This window comes from Roseobacter weihaiensis, from assembly GCF_020622345.1.
GTDB classification, from domain to species: Bacteria; Pseudomonadota; Alphaproteobacteria; order Rhodobacterales; family Rhodobacteraceae; genus Roseobacter; species Roseobacter weihaiensis.
Window position 1 is genome coordinate 1 of sequence record NZ_JACNMO010000001.1, and the last position, 17923, is coordinate 17923.

Sequence of the window (17923 nt, forward strand, 5' to 3'; positions counted from 1 at the left end):
GGGCTTACGCGGCCCCACTGGGGCCACGGTCCCATTCCAACTCACTGAAGGCTTCTCTTCATCATCTGTCTCCTCAGTTGGAGAACAGACTAACCCTAAATCGAGGACTTTTCAGGGGAGCACGTCAATCTCTGTCATGTGAAGTCAGACGATGTGTTTAGAACTTTTGCAAGCGAAGGCGCAACAGCAACTTTGGTAGGGTTTCTCAAGCACAAGTATGATCCTGTCCGCGTTAGCGCTAGTGAAGAAGATGTTTGAGTCAAATCTTCGCTGGCCTTCCAACATGAACGCCCCTAGCTCTTGCTGCTGCCATACCAGCCTTAGTTCGTTCAGATATGAGGCTGCGTTCATATTCTGCAAAAACGGCCAGCTGACCGAAGATCATCCTTCCTACCGCCGTCGAAGTGTCAATACCTTGGGTGATTGCGTGAAAGTGGACATTCCTGTCGCGCAAATCGTTCAAAATTTGCAAAAGGTGGATGGTAGACCGCCCCAATCTATCCAGTTTCCAAACCGTTAATGTATCGCCAGCTTTGAGCTTCCCCATCATCTGATCTAAGGCAGGACGCGCGGTGTTGGTACCTGAAACGCCATGATCGCGGTAGATCGCCACGCACCCCTCGGCTTTCAACGCATCGATCCGCAAAGCCTCCGATTGATCGGCGTCAGAGACACGAACATACCCAATTTTTTTTCTTTTGATGCGCCTGTATTCATATCCAAAGTGTGCGCAGATTTTTCTCCTAAACAAGCAGCAATCATAGCCGTTTTCCTCTTCCATAGAGGGGTCCCTTTGGAAGTCGCGGATAGGCTTGTTTCTATAGGTCGAACTCTGCTCAAAAAGTTGTGGAAAAACAACCGTCGCGGACTCCGATGGGGTGAGTGTGGTACGTCTATCAAAAGGGACCCTTTTCCCAATGGAGTGCCTGTGGATTCGTATCGCTCACCAGTTGAAAGGGCGCATCCATGAACTTCATCCTGAATAAAACCGCAGCTAGTCTTTGCGCGGCGATTTCCTTTGCCAGCTCGGTCTTGGCACAAGATCTGCCGACACCTACGATTGATGCCGAAACGCGAGGGTTTTCCATTGGCATGACCTCCGACCAAGTGTTGGAGCAAATTCAATCCGAGTTCCCAAATTCTAGGCCGCGCATCACCAACACCCGCCGTCAAAACTCAAGACAAGAATTCATCTACTCAATCCAAGTCATCGCGGACGGCGAAAAGCTCTGGTTCTATTTTACGGGTCACTTTTCAGGCAATCGCCTCTTCTCGCTAAAACGCGAAGCGAAGTTCAAAGCTGGGAATCGCCCCTCGGCGTTCGATACACGTCAACAGTTACTCGCAAAATATGGACTACCGACCCAAGCAGGCGGTCACACTCTGTTTTACAAGTACGATGCGAATGACGTTGTCCTGCTCGGCACGGATGATGAAATACGATCACTGATTAATGTAGACAAATGGGAGTAGTATGGATTTTCTGCATTGGCCAAAGCGAAAGGCTTAGATTCAACGGCGAGCCTTGAGTTATCTCGGTGCAGCAACACCATAGAGTTCATTCAAAACGGACGTTCATATACGCCGCTCAATCCAAAACTGCCCTTTTCAGAAATGTGTACGGGCGCGATGACCATCGAAACGCCCGCCGTTGACGGGTTGCTTGCTGCGTTGGAGGTCAACATCGGTGATTACCGCTTTGTTGTGGAATCTGCGCTCATTGATCAGGCATCAGATACGAAACCAACGCAGCAACCCAGCGACGATAAAGCAAAGCTTTAGGAAAATCGGAACGCCAAGACCCCCAGCTTTCCGGCTGTCTTGGCACTCTACCTTCGTCGCAAGATTGCTCACAATCACGCGGCACGGTAAATCAGAGTGTCGCCCGCGATTTCGGTTTGGCCCGGATAGCTGAGTATTCGCCCCTTTGCAGGTTGCGCCGATAATTGACGGCCAAATTCCAAGGCGGATCGAACGGCGTCTGTAAAAACTGATCGAACGGTTCATTTGCCAGTTCCGCCGCCGCAACTAACGCTTTGTAGAGGCTGGCTTTATGCTCCTTGCTCTTGGGATCGAACGACATCAGGATTATCTTCCTATGGCAATATTTGTCATTTTGTGACATACTATCCATAGGAGGACCAGATATGGCCAGTATGAATATTTCCCTCCCCAGCCCAATGCGGGATTGGGTGGAGCAACAGATGAAGTCCGGGCGTTACGACAACGCTAGCGAATATATGCGTGACCTCATTCGTCACGATCAGGATCGCGCCTCCAAAATAGCCGCGATGCAACGCTTGGTGGATGAAGCCATGACAAGTGAAGACAGCGACAAATCCCTCTCTGAAATCCGCGCAATTGCCCGACAACAGGCAGGACTTGCTGCCTCGGAATGAACTATCGGCTCTCCTCAAAGGCAGAAGCCGATCTGATCCAAATCTACATTGATGGCGTTGCTGACTTCGGTGTCGTGCAAGCCGAGGCGTATCAGGACAAAATTGATCAAACGATTGGTTTGATCGGGGACAACCCCGAGATGGCGCGCTTGCGGGACGAGATCAGCCCGCCCGTGCGCATCCACCCGGTGCATGCACATGTCATCATCTACCTTGTTGACGACAATCGTATGGTGCGCATTTTGCGGGTGCGTCACAGCCGTGAGAACTGGCCTGAGAACCCCATCGGATAACGGGTTTAGCTGCTTCAATCACCCGATTACACCCTCATTACACCTGAGACTACCTCTGGCTTGCCACGGTATGGTCACATCTAAGCGCATAGGATAATTGGATAATTTTTCTTGCGTGATGCAAGATGATGTGGTTTTATGTTCTATATTTGTTCTCACTCCATCCTATGGACAGACCATAGCGGAACGAACCCATCACCAAACATTTGAAGAAAGGAAACCACGGCCATGCCCCGTCCGCAGCCTCATTTTGACTCCTCAAACACACGTCCCAGTCTCAGCATCGACTGGGAAGTCTATGCCGCCCTGTTAGAAGAAAGCGATATGACCATGGCGCAGCAAAAGGAGCTAATCGAAACCCTGTGGTCAATTGTCGTGATGTTTGTCGATCTTGGCTTTGATGTGAACCCCGTTGGTCAAATCTGTGGAGAAGATGAGCTTCTGGATGATGAGACACTAACGGATGTTGTAGATTTGATGAACGAACACTTGGGTATGCCCCACAACCATGAGGAGGACGCATGACAGCAGCAATACACCACGACTCACCAAGCAAGGCGGTCATCTACACCCGCGTCTCCGGTGCCAAACAGGTGCGCGAAGGTGATGGTCTGGCCTCACAGGAAAATCGCTGCCGGGAATATGCCACTTACAAAGACTATGATGTGGTTGAAGTCTTCAGCGACGATATGTCGGGCAAGTTTGAACGCCGTCCTGCCATGGACCGTATGCTGGCCTTTCTGCGTCTCAATAAGAAGAAGAATGTTGTTGTCATCATTGATGACATCAGCCGATTTGCCCGCAATGTGCAGGCTCATATCAAGCTGCGGGAGACCTTGGCGGATGCAGGCGGCATCTTGGAAAGCCCGTCGATTGAGTTTGGCGAAGACAGCGACTCTCGTCTTGTCGAACACATGCTGGCCTCGGTGGCGCAGCACCAGCGGGAAAAGAACGCGGAGCAAACATCCAACCGGATGAAAGGCCGGATGATGAACGGCTATTCCGTCTTCGCGGCCCCCGTAGGCTATAAATACAAAAAGACCGGCCCGCATGGGAAACTGCTCACACCGGATGAACCGATTGCCTCCATCGTAAAAGAAGCGATGGAAGGCTTCGCCTCGGGTCGGTTCACCTCACAAGCCGAAGTGAAACGCTTTCTTGAAGCGCAGCCGGATTATCCCAAGGACCTGCCGGGTAGCCAGATCAGACAACAGCGCGTCAGCGATATGCTGGGGCGCGTTCTCTATGCGGGTTACATCGAACACGGACCATGGGGCATTTCCCGGCGCAAAGGTCACCACACTCCCCTCATCTCGCTAGAAACCTTCACCAAGATTCAGGACCGCAAAACTTCTAAGGCGGTTGCGCCGATGCGCAAGGACCTGAATGAAGACTTCCCGTTGCGTGGCGCGATCACCTGCGCCTGCTGCGACCAACCAATGACCTCCTGTTGGTCCAAGAGTGCCACGGGCAAACGCTATCCTTACTTTTGGTGCCAGACCCGCGATTGCTCAGAGTATCGCAAAAACATCCGCGCCGAGAAAGTTGACGCCGCCTTCGAAGACATCCTGAAAGGCATGATACCCACGAAAGGCCTGCTCTCCATCGTCAAAGCTATGCTCAAGGCCGCATGGGATCAACGGCTGGATCAGGCGAGCACCGCCAAGCAGACGTTTAAGCGCGACATCGCGAAACTGGACAAACAACAGGATGCCCTGCTGGAACGATTGGTCGAAACCTCGACCGCAAAGGCCATCGCCGCCTTTGAAACCAAGATCGCCAAGCTGGAAGACGAGAAGCTCATCCTGACGGAAAAAATGGGCCAAAACACCAAACCGCGCCTGACCTTGGAGGGAATTTTCGAACTTTTGACGACATTCCTGTCAAGTCCTTGGAATATCTACGAGAAAGGCAACCTAATGGTGAAGAAAACAGTGCTCAAAACGGTCTTCGTCGCACCATTGGCATACGACCGGAAAGAGGGCTTTCGAACTCCACAAACCTCTATAGTATTTAGGTTTTTGGAGAACATCACATCGAAATGTGAAATGGTGCGGATGAGAAGACTCGAACTTCCACGGGTTTTACCCCACAGCGACCTCAACGCTGCGCGTCTACCATTCCGCCACATCCGCACACTTGAATGGTGAGCGGTCTTTAGCCTGCCAAAGCCCGCTTGTGAAGAGGTATTTTACATTTCGGCAGAGCTCTGCGTCGGCCTCAAAAAAACGGATGGGGCTTTGCTCCACTGCCTCCCTGCGGTATGGCTCTGCAATGGTGGAATGGATCATAACTCCCGGGCTTACGGACTACCGGCTCGCCGAAAGCTGGATGGAGCGGCGGGCGCAAGCAATCGCGGAACAGCAGGCCGATGAATGTATCTGGTTGCTCGAGCACCCGGCGCTCTACACCGCCGGGACCAGTGCCAAATCTGATGATCTGATCGACGCCCAACAATTTCCGGTCTACCAGACCCGGCGGGGAGGGCAGTATACCTACCATGGTCCGGGTCAGCGGGTGGCCTACACGCTGCTTGATGTCGGCAAACGCGGGCGGGATGTGCGGCAATTCGTAAAGCAGCTGGAGGCCTGGGTCATCGCGACGCTTGCGGAATTTAATGTTGATGGGGAAATCCGGGACGGTCGTGTTGGCGTCTGGGTCCCACGCCCGGAAAAGCCTCGATCACCGTCAGGTGTGGTCGCCGAAGACAAAATAGCCGCGATCGGTATTCGGCTGCGAAAGTGGGTCAGCTTTCACGGGTTGTCCATCAACGTGGGTCCGGATTTGCAGCATTTTTCGGGAATTGTGCCCTGCGGCATTGCCGATCACGGGGTCACCAGCCTTGTGGACTTGGGGCTACCGGTAGCAATGCCAGATCTTGACAGCGCCTTGCGGAAAACATTTACACCGATCTTTGGCGACACCCCCGTCGATACCGCCTGGAAAGATTATTCCGACCCGCAACTCACGCCCCTATGAGTATTGCGAACGATCCGTTCCAGGTCCGTGTCGCTCAATGGTTTTGTCTCATAGGCTGCAACATGGGGGTTCTGGTCTGCAATAGCTTTATCTTTGCGGAATGTTGAAGTCGACACCATCACAACCCTCTGGTGCTGATGCATCTTTTCCGGCAGATGGGCATATTCGGCCAGAAATTCAAAACCATTCATCCGGGGCATGTTGATATCGAGCAGAACGAGTTCGGGTTGTTCTTCGCCCTCGCGTTCCCTCTCTCGGAAGTAGTCCAAGGCGGCGCGTCCATCGGTTGCAACATCCACACAGCGCGCCAATCCGCGACGGGTAATCTGGCGCTTGTGCATCAGGTTGGTGACCTTGTCGTCGTCGACCAGCAGTATTCTATTCAGGGCGGGTGCTGTCATTGTCCCGCCTGCAGACCGGCCTGCGGAAACCGCAGGGTAAACGTCGCACCGCTGCCTGCTTCGCTTTCCACACTGATCGAGCCTCCGATCCGGCTCATAATCCGTCGAATTGTATAAAGTGCAACGCCCGCCCCTTCCGGCGTCACGTGAGCGCGCTGAAACAGCGCAAAGACCTTCTCCTCGTCCTGGGCAAGATCAAGTCCGGTGCCGTTGTCGGCGACGGTCAAATACGTCATGTCGCTGTCACCATCCGCGCATACCAAGATACGCAAGCGCCTGTCGGGACAGCGGTACTTGATGGCATTTGACAAAACCGCTTGCAGAATACTCTCCACCTCCAGCGGCAAAAAATGTACGTGCTCCTGAGAAAACTCAGTTTTGATAACCGCCCGGGCCTCCGCGATCTGATAGTGCAGATTGGTGAGAACGCGTTCCATGACAGCCGCCAGATCAACGGGTCGAAACGGTTCGACCGGAAAAGAATTCGCCTGTGCGACACAGACCAGCGCCTCCAGCTTTTCGGAGGCCTGACGACAGACATCACGCATCCACCGAAGCGTTTCCTCATGCTCAGGCGGCAAGGGGTCGTGCCCCTCGCTCAGCATATGGGTGAGGCTCGACATATTATTGATCGGTACTTTCAGGTCATGCGTCGCGATGTAGCCCAGTTGCTCCAACTCTTTGTTGGCATCTCGTAACTCTTTCGTCCGAGCCTCTACCCGCGCCTCCAGCTCGTTGTTCAGGGTTTCCAGTTCCCGCGTGCGCTGGAGAACACGCGCCTCAAGTTCGGTATTGAGTTTGCGCAGGCGGATTTCAGAAGTTTTCTCTGCTGTAATGTCCAAGGCAATGCCGATGTGGCGCAAGACGCCACCGTCCGCCGCGCGGCTAAAGACAGTTTCGATGGAGCGCAGCCAGACCTCGCGCCCGTCCCGCCTTACGGCGCGATACTCCAACACCGCTTGGTCACCGGTGGCAAGCATCTGTAGGGCCGCCACATGATTGGCCAGCCGATCAAAGTCGTCCGGGTGCACGATTGTCGGCAGCAATTCGTCACCCATTGCCTTGATTTCATCGGGACCGTAACCAAGCAGCTCGGCAATTGACCGGTTGGCGTATTCGTTGCTCATGGTTTGATGATTGAAAACGTAGATGATGCCCGGCACCAGTGCCGCCATCTTGCTTAGAAACTCCAAGCTCTCCACATCGACGGGAGCGTAGGTCTCTGCCTGTATGGGAACCTCAACCGGCACCATTTCGATCCTTACCTTGTCAAAGGAAGCTCCCATGCTCAGAACAATCCTCGGAAAACAGTATGAACAACGCAGGTTAAGTGCCCGTTAAAATGACCGCGCCCGTCCCCGGCGTTGCAAAAAATGCCCCGTGCATTTTAAGGATTTAGCCACCAATCTGCGTGATAATCGAAAACATAGGGCATGACATGAAATAATTGTGAGGGCTGCGTCATTAGTGTCATTGCCCCGCGCGTCAACAGCCTCTAGAAAAGGAAGGAATCTGCGCATCAGTTCGGGAACGCTGCTGCGTAAACACAAACATTCAGGAGGCACCGCATGGCAGACGCAGCCATCCACGGCCACGATCACAAGGACGAACGCGGGTTCTTTACCCGGTGGTTCATGTCCACAAACCACAAAGATATTGGTATTCTTTACCTGATTACATCGGCGCTTGTCGGTTTTGTATCAGTCGCATTCACGGTCTACATGCGCCTTGAGCTGATGGAGCCCGGCGTTCAATACATGTGCATGGAAGGCGCACGGCTCATGGCGAGCGACGCCCTCTGCACACCGAACGGACACCTTTGGAATGTACTGATCACCGGTCACGGTATTCTAATGATGTTCTTTGTTGTTATTCCCGCCCTTTTCGGCGGATTTGGCAACTATTTCATGCCTTTGCAGATCGGTGCGCCGGATATGGCGTTTCCGCGGATGAACAACCTGAGCTTCTGGATGTATGTTGCGGGGACCGCGCTGGCGATCTGTTCGGTGCTGGCACCCGGTGGCAACGACCAGGCCGGGTCCGGGGTCGGCTGGGTCCTCTATCCGCCGCTTTCCACCAATGAAGGTGGCTATTCGATGGACCTTGCGATCTTTGCCGTGCACGTCTCGGGAGCGTCGTCGATCCTAGGTGCGATCAACATGATCACCACCTTCCTGAACATGCGCGCGCCGGGCATGACGCTCTTCAAGGTACCGCTGTTCTCCTGGTCGATCTTTGTGACAAGCTGGCTGATCCTCTTGTCCCTCCCGGTTCTGGCGGGCGCGATCACCATGCTGCTGATGGACCGGAACTTCGGCTTTACCTTTTTTGATCCTGCAGGCGGCGGGGACCCTGTGCTCTACCAGCACATCCTGTGGTTCTTTGGCCACCCGGAGGTTTATATCATCATCCTGCCCGGTTTCGGCATTATCTCCCATGTTATCGCGACTTTCTCGCGCAAACCGGTCTTCGGCTACCTGCCGATGGTCTGGGCGATTATCGCAATCGGCGCTCTTGGCTTTGTGGTCTGGGCGCACCACATGTACACCGTTGGCATGAGCCTCAACCAGCAGGCGTACTTCATGCTCGCGACCATGGTGATCGCCGTGCCCACCGGCGTGAAGGTCTTTAGCTGGATCGCCACCATGTGGGGCGGATCTGTGGAGTTCAAAACGCCCATGCTCTGGGCCTTTGGCTTCCTCTTCCTCTTCACCGTGGGCGGCGTGACCGGCATCGTTCTGTCACAGGCTGCCGTGGACCGCTACTACCACGATACCTACTACGTCGTGGCGCATTTCCACTACGTGATGTCTCTTGGTGCCGTCTTTGCCATCTTTGCGGGGATCTACTTCTACTTCCCCAAGATGACTGGCAAGATGTACCCGGAATGGGCCGGCAAGCTGCACTTCTGGGCGATGTTCATCGGCTCCAATCTGACCTTCTTCCCCCAGCACTTCCTGGGCCGTCAGGGCATGCCGCGCCGCTACATCGACTACCCGGAGGCTTTTGCCTACTGGAACTGGTGGTCGAGCCTGGGCGCATTCCTGTCCTTTGCCTCGTTCCTCTTCTTCTTTGGCGTGATCGCCTACTCCCTGCGCTATGGCAGGAAGTCCGCAGAGGCCAACCCGTGGAACGAATATGCGGATACGCTGGAATGGACCCTGCCCTCCCCACCGCCCGAACACACGTTCGAGCAGCTTCCAAAACAGGAAGACTGGGATAACAAACACGCACATTGACGTGTGAGACGAAAATCAAAAAAGGGCCCCGGACTGACCGGGGCCTTTTTTTCCTTCTGTCCCTTCTGATCCTTGTCCCCTGTCAGCAGAACCGCCCACTCCAGAGGTTCTTTGGGCACTCCGCACAGATCCGGACCGCAAGACAAGCCGGTGACGAGCCGGCCGAGGCGTGCGCGATCCAGCTGTCTGTTTCAGACGCATATCCTGCGTCAAACGAGACGGTATTTCCTTTAAAGACGTTTAGATTACCCTTAAATTCAAGGGACTGAACATCCGGTGTAAATCACTGCACCGGTCCGCTTTCCATTTTTGAGGATCCATCTATGTCAAAGTCTTCTCTGGCACTCGCGACAGGTGCCTGCCTGCTCTTGTCAAGTACACCGACCCTGGCCGGGTCTGCAGATCAGGCAACGGTCTCCGACGACGTTGTCGCCGCGCAGCGGGCAGCCCTTGCCGAGGCCACATCGGGCGCTGGATTTGGCCCACAGTCCCCCCGCGACATCGATGTTCTGGCAGGCAACAACGAGCGGGCCTTTGCAACCGCCCCCGCCCATACCGAAATGAACCTGTGCAACATCCATTTTCACAAGAACGCAGAACACAAGGGTGGGCAATTCACCACCTTTGCAGGCAATGGCGACGGTCTGGGGTATGGCACTGGCTTTAAATACGATGGAGAGCTGACAGAGGCTGAACGCGCCCCATATGAACGCCCCGCGGGCGCAACCGCGCAAGGTAATCTGCAACCGGGCGACACCATCGAGGTGCATTACGTCTATACAACCGCACAGGTCACCCCGGGCCCGACCCTTGGGTCCTGCCTGAGCGAAGCAGTCATGAACCCGCAGCTTCGGGTCGAAGCGCAGGTCTATGTACTGGTCAATGACGACAGCGCTCTGGATTTCGGGACGCTGACCCGGCATAGCCTCGTCGATGGCCTGCATCAGGCCACCGCGATCCCGCAAGACACCGGGACGCCTGTGATTTACGCAGGCTCCACAACGGGTCCCAGCTTTAACGAGGCAGGATCTCCTTTGAAGGTCACCTGGAGCGTCCGCCCCGAGGTCGCAAAAGTATCCATCAGCTCGGTCGACAGGTGGTTGCAGGACAACATCTTTGACGAAACCCAAGCCCATGGCGTACGCAACCTAGTGATAAACCCCGACCTGCTCTCCGAAATCACCGCCATCGGGGGTTAAGCACACCGACAGGTGCGGCCACATCTTTGGCCGTTTAAGCCCTGCCGCAATGTGCGGCGGGCTGTTGTGCCATGGACAGTGCCCCTTGCCCCTTAAAACGGCGCCCCTGCTCATATTGTGGCCAAAAAGCCCGCCGCACCGGATGCCGCATTGCTCCGCTCCGCCGGGACGCGCTATAAGAAGTATCAACGCAACTCAGATGCCAGCCATGCCCTATCAATGGACATCAGAACCCGGGGAAGTGCCGCAAACCCTGCGCCTCTGGCCCCATCAATCCTTGCCCGCACGTGGCATGGCGGCCTTCATCCTGGCAACCTTTGCGATGATCCTGATCCCCGTCGTGACGCTTCTGGGCTCGCCCGTGCTCTGGGGGTTGCTGCCCTTTGCCTTGCTGGCGGTGTGGGGGATGTATCACGCGCTGCAACGCAATCATCATGCGCGCCGGATCGTCGAAGTCCTGACCTTGGACACCGAAGCCGCGCAGCTGGTGCGGACCGAGCCCTCCGGTGCGGTCAAGGAATGGGATTGCAACCGCTATTGGACAACGATCAAGAAATACGAAAAGGACGGCCCGATCCCGCACTACGTGACGCTGCAAGGCATGGGACGAGAGGTCGAGATTGGCGCTTTTCTGAGCGAAGAGGAACGCGTGGCGCTTTACGACGAGCTTCAGCGTGCCTGGCGCCGGTAAGGCGGTCTATCCAGCCGCAGAGATGTCGGCGCCGTCCCATCTGTTTTCTTCATTCCAGAGTGCGCGCAGGGTGTCGGTCTGCTCTGCAAAGGATGCCTCCAGAACCGCGCAGGCATAGATACGGTCGGTTCGAAAATGTCTGAAACCGCCCCGCAACTCACACCATGCCGCCAGCAGAACGCATTCCAGATGATAGACAAGTGCGATCGGGCGGATGATGCGGTCGGTGTCCTCACCGTCGGCATTCCGATAGGTCAGCCGAAGCTTGGTCGCGCGCCTGATCGCTTCGCGCAGAACCGAGCGCGAGACACACCCCTTTTCAGGATCGTCCAGCGGCGCACCCCAGGGCGACACCTGCAACCAGTCCGCAGGCCCGTGCAGGGCATCCACCTTGCGATGAATGCGCAAGGCGGCTGACTGCAGTCCGCTGTCCCCGGTGCGGGTCAGCAGTGCCAATCCAACCCTCAAGGCCTCGATCTCTTCGTCATCGAAATTCAGGGGCGGCAGATCGTAGCCTGAGCGCATAACATACCCAATCCCCGCTTCGCCTTCGATCGGAGTTTGCCGCGCCTGCAGCGTGGCGATATCCCTGTAGACGGTGCGCTTGGACACCTCCAGCCGGGCGGCAAGCGCCTCTGCCGTCATTGGTGACGGGGCTGCGCGCAAAATCTGGATAATCTCGAACAATCGGTCGGAACGGGGCATTCTTGGTCACCTTTTTCTCTGCTGACACCCTAGCACCCGCCACTGACAGCGTGCTGTCAGCAGGCTTTTGCCAAAGTGGCGAAAAGTGAGGTTCTACCATGTATTCATATGACGACTATACAATGTTGCGGCTTGGTCTGGGGCGCTGGTCTGGCCATGAGACCCCGGAGATCAAAAAATACACAGCCTGCAAAGGGCGCAAGCGCCCCTCCGCTCCAAGGCTTCTGCGCCACCTGAAATCACGGTTGCTGTCACGCCGCATAGCGCTGCGGGACTAGCTGAGCCGGTCCTTGACCATCGGGCCGACTTTGCCGAAATCCATCTGTCCGGTGTATTGGCCTTTCAGCACGCCCATCACCTTGCCCATGTCGCGGATGCTGTCCGCACCGATCTGGGTGATGGCAGCCTCCACCGCAGCAATGGTTTCCGCTTCGGTGAGCTGCTCCGGCAGGAACTCTTCGATGACCGTGACTTCTTCGCGCTCGCGTTCGGCCAGATCAAGCCTGCCGCCCTCTTCATAGGCGCGTGCGCTTTCCATCCGCTGCTTGGCCATCTTGCCAAGAATCGCCAGAACGTCATCATCGCCCACCCCGTCCTCGTTGCCGTCGGCGCGCGCGGCAATGTCCTTGTCCTTGATGGCCGCATTGATCAGACGCAGCGTCGACAGCCTGTCCGCCGCCTTGTCCTTCATGGCCTGTTTCAACGCCGTGGAGACTCTGGTGCGCAAATCCAATGCTCACATCCTCTTGCTGGGCCCTTCGAGGGCCGGTTCCGACAGGACCGAAAGGCCTGTCATAAGCCTTGGACCTTATCCAATCCCCGCAGAACCCGCAACACCCGCCCCCGCGCCACGCCGACCCCACATATCGCGTGGGGGGGCCTTGACCCGCTCCGGGCACCCGTCTAGGTATCGCCAGATTTTGCCTGCTCTCAACCTCTGAAAGGACCGCGTCATGACCGTCCCTGCGCCCGACCGCCCCACCGCTTGTCTGGCTCTTGCGGATGGGACGCTGTTCTACGGCATGGGGTTCGGGGCCACAGGGCAGACCGTGGCCGAACTGTGCTTTAACACCGCCATGACGGGCTATCAGGAGATCATGACCGATCCCTCCTATGCCGGGCAGGTCGTTACTTTTACCTTTCCGCATATCGGCAATGTAGGCGTCAACCCCGAGGATGACGAGACCGCCGATCCGGTGGCCGCCGGCATGGTCGTCAAGTGGATGCCGACAGAGCCGTCAAACTGGCGGGCGCTTGAGGGTCTGAGCGCCTGGCTGGCCGCGCGCGAGCGCATTGCCATGGGCGGTGTGGACACCCGGCGTCTGACACGAGCGATCCGCCAATCCGGTGCCCCGCATGTGGCACTTTCGCATAACCCCGACGGCGTTTTCGATGTCGAGGCGCTGGTGACTGCCGCGCGCGCGTTCAGCGGGCTGGAGGGGCTTGATCTGGCCCGGAAAGTGACCTGCGCACAGTCTTACCGCTGGAATGAGATGCGGTGGGCCTGGCCTGACGGGTACATCCCGCAGAATGATCCGAGATACAAGGTCGTCGCCGTGGATTACGGGGCCAAGCGGAACATTCTGCGCTGTCTGGCAAGTGCGGGGTGCGATGTCACCGTGCTGCCCGCGACCGCCACCTTTGACGAGGTCATGGCGCATGACCCTGATGGCGTCTTTCTGTCCAATGGTCCGGGCGATCCTGCGGCAACGGGCACCTATGCGGTGCCGATGATCCGCGATGTCCTGGACAAGACAACCCTGCCGGTGTTCGGTATCTGCCTCGGGCACCAGATGCTCGCGCTTGCTCTGGGCGCGCAGACAATCAAGATGAACCACGGCCATCACGGGGCCAACCATCCGGTCAAGGATCATGACACGGGCAAGGTCGAGATCACATCGATGAACCACGGCTTTGCTGTAGATGCGCAGACGCTGCCCGCTGGTGTGTTGGAGACCCATACCTCGCTCTTTGACGGATCAAACTGCGGCATACGTGTCGATGGCCGACCGGTTTGGTCTGTCCAGCACCACCCCGAGGCAAGCCCCGGACCACAGGACAGCTACTACCTGTTTGAACGGTTCGCGAAGGCCATGGCGGAGCGTGCCGCCTGACAGCCCGGCCTCCCGTGTGGGTTGAATAATTCAGATTTAACAGTTCATTAACCCTGATCTGTGAGATTGCCCTGTCCGCTAGTCACGCAAGGCAATCGAAGATGAACGACCTTCACCTGGGTTTGGCAGATCGGGAGACATTGGGCCCCCCCGTCTCTCACCCGCCGATCGGGCGATTGCTTGTCGACATCGGAAAAATTGCACCAAGAGATTTGCAGCATGCGCTCAATCTGCAAACCCGGATTGACGCGCCTCTCGGCGACATCATGATTTCCGAAGGGCTGGTCGAAAAGCAAGACGTGCTCAGCGCGCTTGCGACGCAAGCCCGCGCGGAAGGGGCCGACCTTGCGCTTGATCCCCCGCTGCCCGAGATGGCCGCACGGTTGCCTGCCGCTTTATGTCTGCGCTACGGCGTTGTGCCCTGGCGCGAAGACGCCCGCGCACTCTATATCGCGACGAGCAGCCCGGCGGAGTTTACCGCCCTGTGCGCAGAACTTGGGCCAATGGAAAAACCGCTCTTTCCTGTCATTGTTGATGAGGCCCAGATTCAAAGCCATGTCGGTCGGCTTCACGGTGCAGAACTGGTATGCAAGGCAGCCCGGCGCGTACCTGCCGCGGAAAGCTGCCGGGACTGGGCAGGCCTGGCAACAGTTCGATCTCGCTGGTGTACTGCGGTGGTGCTCGGATGTGTGCTGTTCGGACTGAGCGCACCTGCCTTATTGATCACCATGCTTGCGCTGCTGGCGACGGTGACCCTCTTGATGACGACCGTTCTGAAACTTGCTGCGCTGGTCGTGCATGTGATGCCCGCGTCGGCGAAACAACGGCTCGCACCGGCTGAGCTGGCGCGCACGTTCAGCAGGCTTTGGCCGTCTTCCAAGCCCGCAAAATCCGTGCAAGAGCTTGTCTTGCTACCCCAAAGCCGTGCGGACGCGGCGCTGCGCATCGCTGGGGCGGCACGGGCCTTTGGCGGTGCGGGACTGCCAACGATAAACAGCGGTGATCGGTTTCGGTTGCCGCGCGTGTCGGTTCTTGTACCATTGCTACACGAACGCGAGATTGCGGGTCAGTTGATTGACCGGCTATCGCGCTTGACCTACCCGAAGTCACTGCTGGAGGTCGTGCTCGTGCTTGAGGCCAGCGATACGCTCACGCGCGAAACCATCGCCCGGACCAGCCTGCCGGACTGGATGCGTGTTATCGAGGTGCCGGAGGGAGGCGATCTTACCACAAAACCACGCGCGCTCAACTACGCTTTGGATTTTTGCCGCGGCTCAATCATCGGTGTTTGGGACGCCGAGGATTGGCCCGAAGCGGACCAGATCGAACGGGTCGTGACCCGCTTCCAGGCAGCACCGGCCAAAACAGCGTGCATTCAGGGTGTGCTGGACTACTACAACTCGCGCACGAACTGGCTCACACGCTGTTTTTCAATCGAATATGCAACGTGGTGGCGGGTCTTGTTGCCGGGAATCGCCAACCTGGGTCTCGTCGTGCCGCTGGGTGGGACGACCCTGTTTTTCCGGCGGCGCGCGCTGGAGGCGTTGGGGGGCTGGGACGCCCATAACGTAACCGAGGATGCAGACCTCGGCCTGCGGCTGGCTCGTCACGGCTATGTCACAGAGCTTCTGCCGACCGTGACCCATGAGGAAGCAACCAGCCGCAGCTGGCCCTGGGTGCGACAACGCTCGCGCTGGCTCAAGGGTTTTCTGATCACTTACTTCGTTCATATGCGTGATGTGCGCCGACTTTGGCGCGATCTTGGGCCCGCGCGCTTTATGGGCGTACAAACCCTGTTTTTCGCGACAGTCACGCAGTTTGCGCTGGCGCCGGTGCTCTGGTCCTTCTGGCTGATACTGGCTGGGTTTGACCATCCGGTCTCGACCACTCTGACCTCAGGGGTGGTTACGGCAATGATTGCATTATTTGTCTTTTCAGAACTCCTGACCATGACCGCAGGGCTGGTCGCAACCGCGGATAAGCCACGTCGGCATCTCATTCCCTTTTTGCCGACGATGGGACTTTACTTCACGCTTGGAACCTTTGCCGCCTACAAGGCCCTGTGGGAAATCGTCCAGGCGCCCTTTTTCTGGGACAAGACCCAGCACGGCGTCAGCGCGCTCACCGACCTGGCCCCCGGGTCCGCTGAAACAGCGAGCCGTCAGACCTCTTCCTGACGGCGCTGTGCATCCTGCTTGAGCCGGGTCATGAAAGCCACCGAGATATGTTCGCGCAACGCCGCATGGGCCGCCTTCTCGTTCTTCTCTTCGATCGCCCGCACGATGCCTTCATGCTCGGACTGGGCAATCGCCCCCCGACCTTGAGCGGCCAGAGATGTCGTGGCCATCAACGCCATGGTCCGGTGCACAAGATCGAGCTGCTGCACCAGATAGCGGTTATGCGAGGCAAGATGGATCTGCTTGTGAAACCGCCGGTTCGCCCGCGCCAGCGCCACGGGGTCATCCACAAGCGCATTATCCGCCTCGACCATCTCCCGCAGGATGCGGACCTCTTCCGGCGTGGCATGCTGTGCCGCCAGTTGCGCGGCCAGGCCTTCCAGTTCACGGCGCACCACATAGAGCTCGGCCATCTGGTTGTGATCAAGGGAGGCGACAATCAGGCTGCGCCCGTCGCGTGCCAGCAAGGACTGTGTCTCCAGCCGCTGTAGCGCCTCACGGATCGGGGTGCGGGAAACGCCAAAGCGCTCTGCCAGCTCGCTTTCGACCAATCGGTCCCCCGGCCGGTAGAGCCCCAGATCGATAGCATCCAGGATCATGCTGTAGGCGTCGGTGTGCTGGGGTTTTTGCATGGCGCGGATCTGCCTTGTGACATTCAATACAACACCTTAACGACGCCGGGGGTGCGGGCGCAAGCCCGAGGGCTTGCATTGAGCGCCCCTCGCGCCTAGGACAAAGGCATGGTCAAAGCCGCTTTTTCACATGTCCGCCAATGGGTCTTTGACCTCGATCATACGCTTTATCCGCCCTCTGCGCGCCTCTTTGACCTGATCGAAGTCCGGATGACAGCCTTTGTCATGGACGCGCTGAACGTTGACCATGCCGAGGCCGACAGGCTGCGCGCGCAGTACTGGACCGAACACGGGACGACCCTTGCCGGTCTCATGCGAGAGCATGACGTCGACCCCGCCCCCTATCTGAGCGATGTGCACGACATCCCGCTGGACCGCCTCGATCCTGATCCCGAGCTTGCGGCGCAATTACGTGATCTGCCGGGGCGACGGATCGTCTATACGAATGGCTGCGCCCCCTACGCCGAACGTGTGCTGAACGCCCGCGGGCTGGCAGGCGTCTTTGACGCAGTCTACGGGGTGGAGCATGCCAACTTCATGCCCAAGCCGGACCGGGCGGCATTTGAACAGGTCTTTCGCGCCGATGGGCTGGAGCCGGCCGAGGCCGCGATGTTCGAAGACGACCCGCGCAATCTGCATGTGCCACACGCCATGGGCATGCGCACGGTGCATGTGGCAGAGACACCCGGCCGGGGCGATCACATTCACTTTCACACCGACGACCTGAGCGGTTTTCTGGCAAGAATTATTTAACCTTCCAGATGCGACAATCGGGCTCATCCCGTCCCGTTCCGGGTGCCTTATCTGAGAACCTAATCGTATTCAGGAGATACCGGATGACCCTTGCCGCCACACCAACACCAATGCCGTTTTGGCAACGCCTTTTCTTTGCTGTTCCGGTCGTTGGCTGGATCGCAAAAGATCTGTTGTTCGGTGATAAGAACAATGTCTGGTTCGCCCTTATCGGATTTGTCAGCCTTTGGCTGTCCTCGGCGCTCGTGTTCGGTCTGCCGGGGTTGTATCTCCCCGCGGTGATGTTGGTGCCTGTGATCTTTGTGCTGCTGCTTCTGATCACCCGAGGCTAATGGTCCCAT

General features: G+C 57.3%; 21 protein-coding genes, 1 tRNA gene and 1 pseudogene. 14 read left to right on the top strand and 9 right to left on the bottom strand.

The window, feature by feature from the left end; translation table 11 throughout:
- Window positions 1-259: 259 nt before the first annotated feature.
- Window positions 260-781, bottom strand: a complete 522-nt coding sequence (locus H7847_RS00005; RefSeq protein WP_227267336.1) for a recombinase family protein — start codon at window positions 779-781, stop codon at window positions 260-262.
- Window positions 782-966: 185 nt separating this feature from the next.
- Here H7847_RS00005 and H7847_RS00010 point away from each other — a divergent pair, with 185 nt between their 5' ends.
- Both H7847_RS00010 and H7847_RS00015 read left to right on the top strand, forming a co-directional pair.
- Window positions 967-1473 (top strand): hypothetical protein, encoded by a 507-nt coding sequence (locus H7847_RS00010; RefSeq protein ID WP_227267337.1) that lies wholly within the window; start codon window positions 967-969, stop codon window positions 1471-1473.
- Window positions 1474-1488: 15 nt separating this feature from the next.
- Window positions 1489-1782 (top strand): hypothetical protein, encoded by a 294-nt coding sequence (locus tag H7847_RS00015; RefSeq protein ID WP_227267338.1) that lies wholly within the window; start codon window positions 1489-1491, stop codon window positions 1780-1782.
- 91 nt (window positions 1783-1873) lie between these two features.
- Here H7847_RS00015 and H7847_RS00020 read toward each other — a convergent pair whose 3' ends face one another.
- Window positions 1874-2083: a hypothetical protein gene (locus tag H7847_RS00020; RefSeq protein WP_227267339.1), complete on the bottom strand. Its 210-nt coding sequence runs from the start codon at window positions 2081-2083 to the stop codon at window positions 1874-1876.
- A 64-nt stretch (window positions 2084-2147) separates the two neighbouring features.
- Here H7847_RS00020 and H7847_RS00025 point away from each other — a divergent pair, with 64 nt between their 5' ends.
- The 4 genes and pseudogenes from H7847_RS00025 to H7847_RS00040 all read left to right on the top strand — a co-directional run.
- Window positions 2148-2399, top strand: a complete 252-nt coding sequence (locus H7847_RS00025) for a type II toxin-antitoxin system ParD family antitoxin (protein ID WP_227267340.1) — start codon at window positions 2148-2150, stop codon at window positions 2397-2399.
- Complete coding sequence (locus tag H7847_RS00030; protein ID WP_227267341.1) at window positions 2396-2692, top strand: type II toxin-antitoxin system RelE/ParE family toxin; 297 nt, start codon at window positions 2396-2398, stop codon at window positions 2690-2692. Before H7847_RS00025 ends, H7847_RS00030 begins: the two co-directional genes overlap by 4 nt.
- A 228-nt stretch (window positions 2693-2920) precedes the next feature.
- Window positions 2921-3217, top strand: coding sequence for a hypothetical protein (locus H7847_RS00035; protein WP_227267342.1), 297 nt, complete (start codon window positions 2921-2923; stop codon window positions 3215-3217).
- A pseudogene (locus tag H7847_RS00040) lies at window positions 3214-4197 on the top strand (recombinase family protein); the annotation flags it as partial. The gene H7847_RS00035 and the pseudogene H7847_RS00040, both read left to right, overlap by 4 nt.
- 6 nt (window positions 4198-4203) lie before the next feature.
- Here the strand turns inward: H7847_RS00040 and H7847_RS00045 are convergent.
- Together H7847_RS00045 and H7847_RS00050 are read right to left on the bottom strand one after the other, a co-directional pair.
- Complete coding sequence (locus tag H7847_RS00045) at window positions 4204-4518, bottom strand: hypothetical protein (protein WP_227267343.1); 315 nt, start codon at window positions 4516-4518, stop codon at window positions 4204-4206.
- Between the two features lie 223 nt (window positions 4519-4741).
- A tRNA-Leu gene (locus tag H7847_RS00050) sits at window positions 4742-4827 on the bottom strand.
- Between the two features lie 139 nt (window positions 4828-4966).
- Between H7847_RS00050 and lipB the strand changes: the two genes are divergently transcribed.
- On the top strand, window positions 4967-5671 hold the full coding sequence (gene lipB / locus H7847_RS00055; RefSeq protein ID WP_227267742.1) for a lipoyl(octanoyl) transferase LipB: 705 nt from the start codon (window positions 4967-4969) through the stop codon (window positions 5669-5671).
- Here lipB and H7847_RS00060 read toward each other — a convergent pair.
- Both H7847_RS00060 and H7847_RS00065 read right to left on the bottom strand, forming a co-directional pair.
- Window positions 5641-6072, bottom strand: coding sequence for a response regulator (locus H7847_RS00060; protein ID WP_227267344.1), 432 nt, complete (start codon window positions 6070-6072; stop codon window positions 5641-5643). The two genes, lipB and H7847_RS00060, sit on opposite strands and share 31 nt — an antisense overlap.
- Window positions 6069-7358 carry a sensor histidine kinase gene (locus H7847_RS00065; RefSeq protein WP_227267345.1) on the bottom strand — a complete coding sequence of 430 codons (1290 nt, stop codon included), beginning with the start codon at window positions 7356-7358 and terminating at the stop codon, window positions 6069-6071. Before H7847_RS00065 ends, H7847_RS00060 begins: the two co-directional genes overlap by 4 nt.
- Window positions 7359-7640: 282 nt before the next feature.
- Here H7847_RS00065 and ctaD point away from each other — a divergent pair, with 282 nt between their 5' ends.
- The 3 genes from ctaD (at window position 7641) to H7847_RS00080 (ending at window position 11201) form a co-directional block, all read left to right on the top strand.
- The gene (gene ctaD / locus H7847_RS00070) at window positions 7641-9311 is read left to right on the top strand and encodes a cytochrome c oxidase subunit I (RefSeq protein ID WP_227267346.1); all 1671 of its coding nucleotides are present in this window, start codon (window positions 7641-7643) and stop codon (window positions 9309-9311) included.
- A 323-nt stretch (window positions 9312-9634) separates the two neighbouring features.
- The gene (locus tag H7847_RS00075; RefSeq protein ID WP_227267347.1) at window positions 9635-10510 is read left to right on the top strand and encodes a delta-class carbonic anhydrase; all 876 of its coding nucleotides are present in this window, start codon (window positions 9635-9637) and stop codon (window positions 10508-10510) included.
- Window positions 10511-10718: 208 nt separating this feature from the next.
- The gene (locus tag H7847_RS00080; protein WP_227267348.1) at window positions 10719-11201 is read left to right on the top strand and encodes a DUF2244 domain-containing protein; all 483 of its coding nucleotides are present in this window, start codon (window positions 10719-10721) and stop codon (window positions 11199-11201) included.
- Window positions 11202-11207: 6 nt separating this feature from the next.
- On the opposite strand, the gene H7847_RS00085 is transcribed toward H7847_RS00080, so the two are convergent.
- Together H7847_RS00085 and H7847_RS00090 are read right to left on the bottom strand one after the other, a co-directional pair.
- Window positions 11208-11906, bottom strand: coding sequence for a helix-turn-helix transcriptional regulator (locus tag H7847_RS00085; RefSeq protein ID WP_227267349.1), 699 nt, complete (start codon window positions 11904-11906; stop codon window positions 11208-11210).
- 274 nt (window positions 11907-12180) lie between these two features.
- Window positions 12181-12639, bottom strand: a complete 459-nt coding sequence (locus H7847_RS00090) for a GatB/YqeY domain-containing protein (RefSeq protein WP_227267350.1) — start codon at window positions 12637-12639, stop codon at window positions 12181-12183.
- A gap of 220 nt (window positions 12640-12859) precedes the next feature.
- Between H7847_RS00090 and carA the strand changes: the two genes are divergently transcribed.
- Together carA and H7847_RS00100 are read left to right on the top strand one after the other, a co-directional pair.
- Window positions 12860-14020: a glutamine-hydrolyzing carbamoyl-phosphate synthase small subunit gene (carA, locus tag H7847_RS00095; protein ID WP_227267351.1), complete on the top strand. Its 1161-nt coding sequence runs from the start codon at window positions 12860-12862 to the stop codon at window positions 14018-14020.
- A 101-nt stretch (window positions 14021-14121) separates the two neighbouring features.
- Window positions 14122-16197 (top strand): glycosyltransferase family 2 protein, encoded by a 2076-nt coding sequence (locus H7847_RS00100; RefSeq protein WP_227267352.1) that lies wholly within the window; start codon window positions 14122-14124, stop codon window positions 16195-16197.
- Here the strand turns inward: H7847_RS00100 and H7847_RS00105 are convergent.
- The gene (locus tag H7847_RS00105) at window positions 16182-16829 is read right to left on the bottom strand and encodes a GntR family transcriptional regulator (RefSeq protein WP_227267353.1); all 648 of its coding nucleotides are present in this window, start codon (window positions 16827-16829) and stop codon (window positions 16182-16184) included. The genes H7847_RS00100 and H7847_RS00105 overlap by 16 nt on opposite strands.
- A 108-nt stretch (window positions 16830-16937) precedes the next feature.
- Here H7847_RS00105 and H7847_RS00110 point away from each other — a divergent pair, with 108 nt between their 5' ends.
- Both H7847_RS00110 and H7847_RS00115 read left to right on the top strand, forming a co-directional pair.
- Window positions 16938-17582: a pyrimidine 5'-nucleotidase gene (locus H7847_RS00110; RefSeq protein WP_227267354.1), complete on the top strand. Its 645-nt coding sequence runs from the start codon at window positions 16938-16940 to the stop codon at window positions 17580-17582.
- 83 nt (window positions 17583-17665) lie between these two features.
- On the top strand, window positions 17666-17914 hold the full coding sequence (locus H7847_RS00115) for a hypothetical protein (protein WP_227267355.1): 249 nt from the start codon (window positions 17666-17668) through the stop codon (window positions 17912-17914).
- The last annotated feature ends 9 nt before the right edge of the window (window positions 17915-17923 follow it).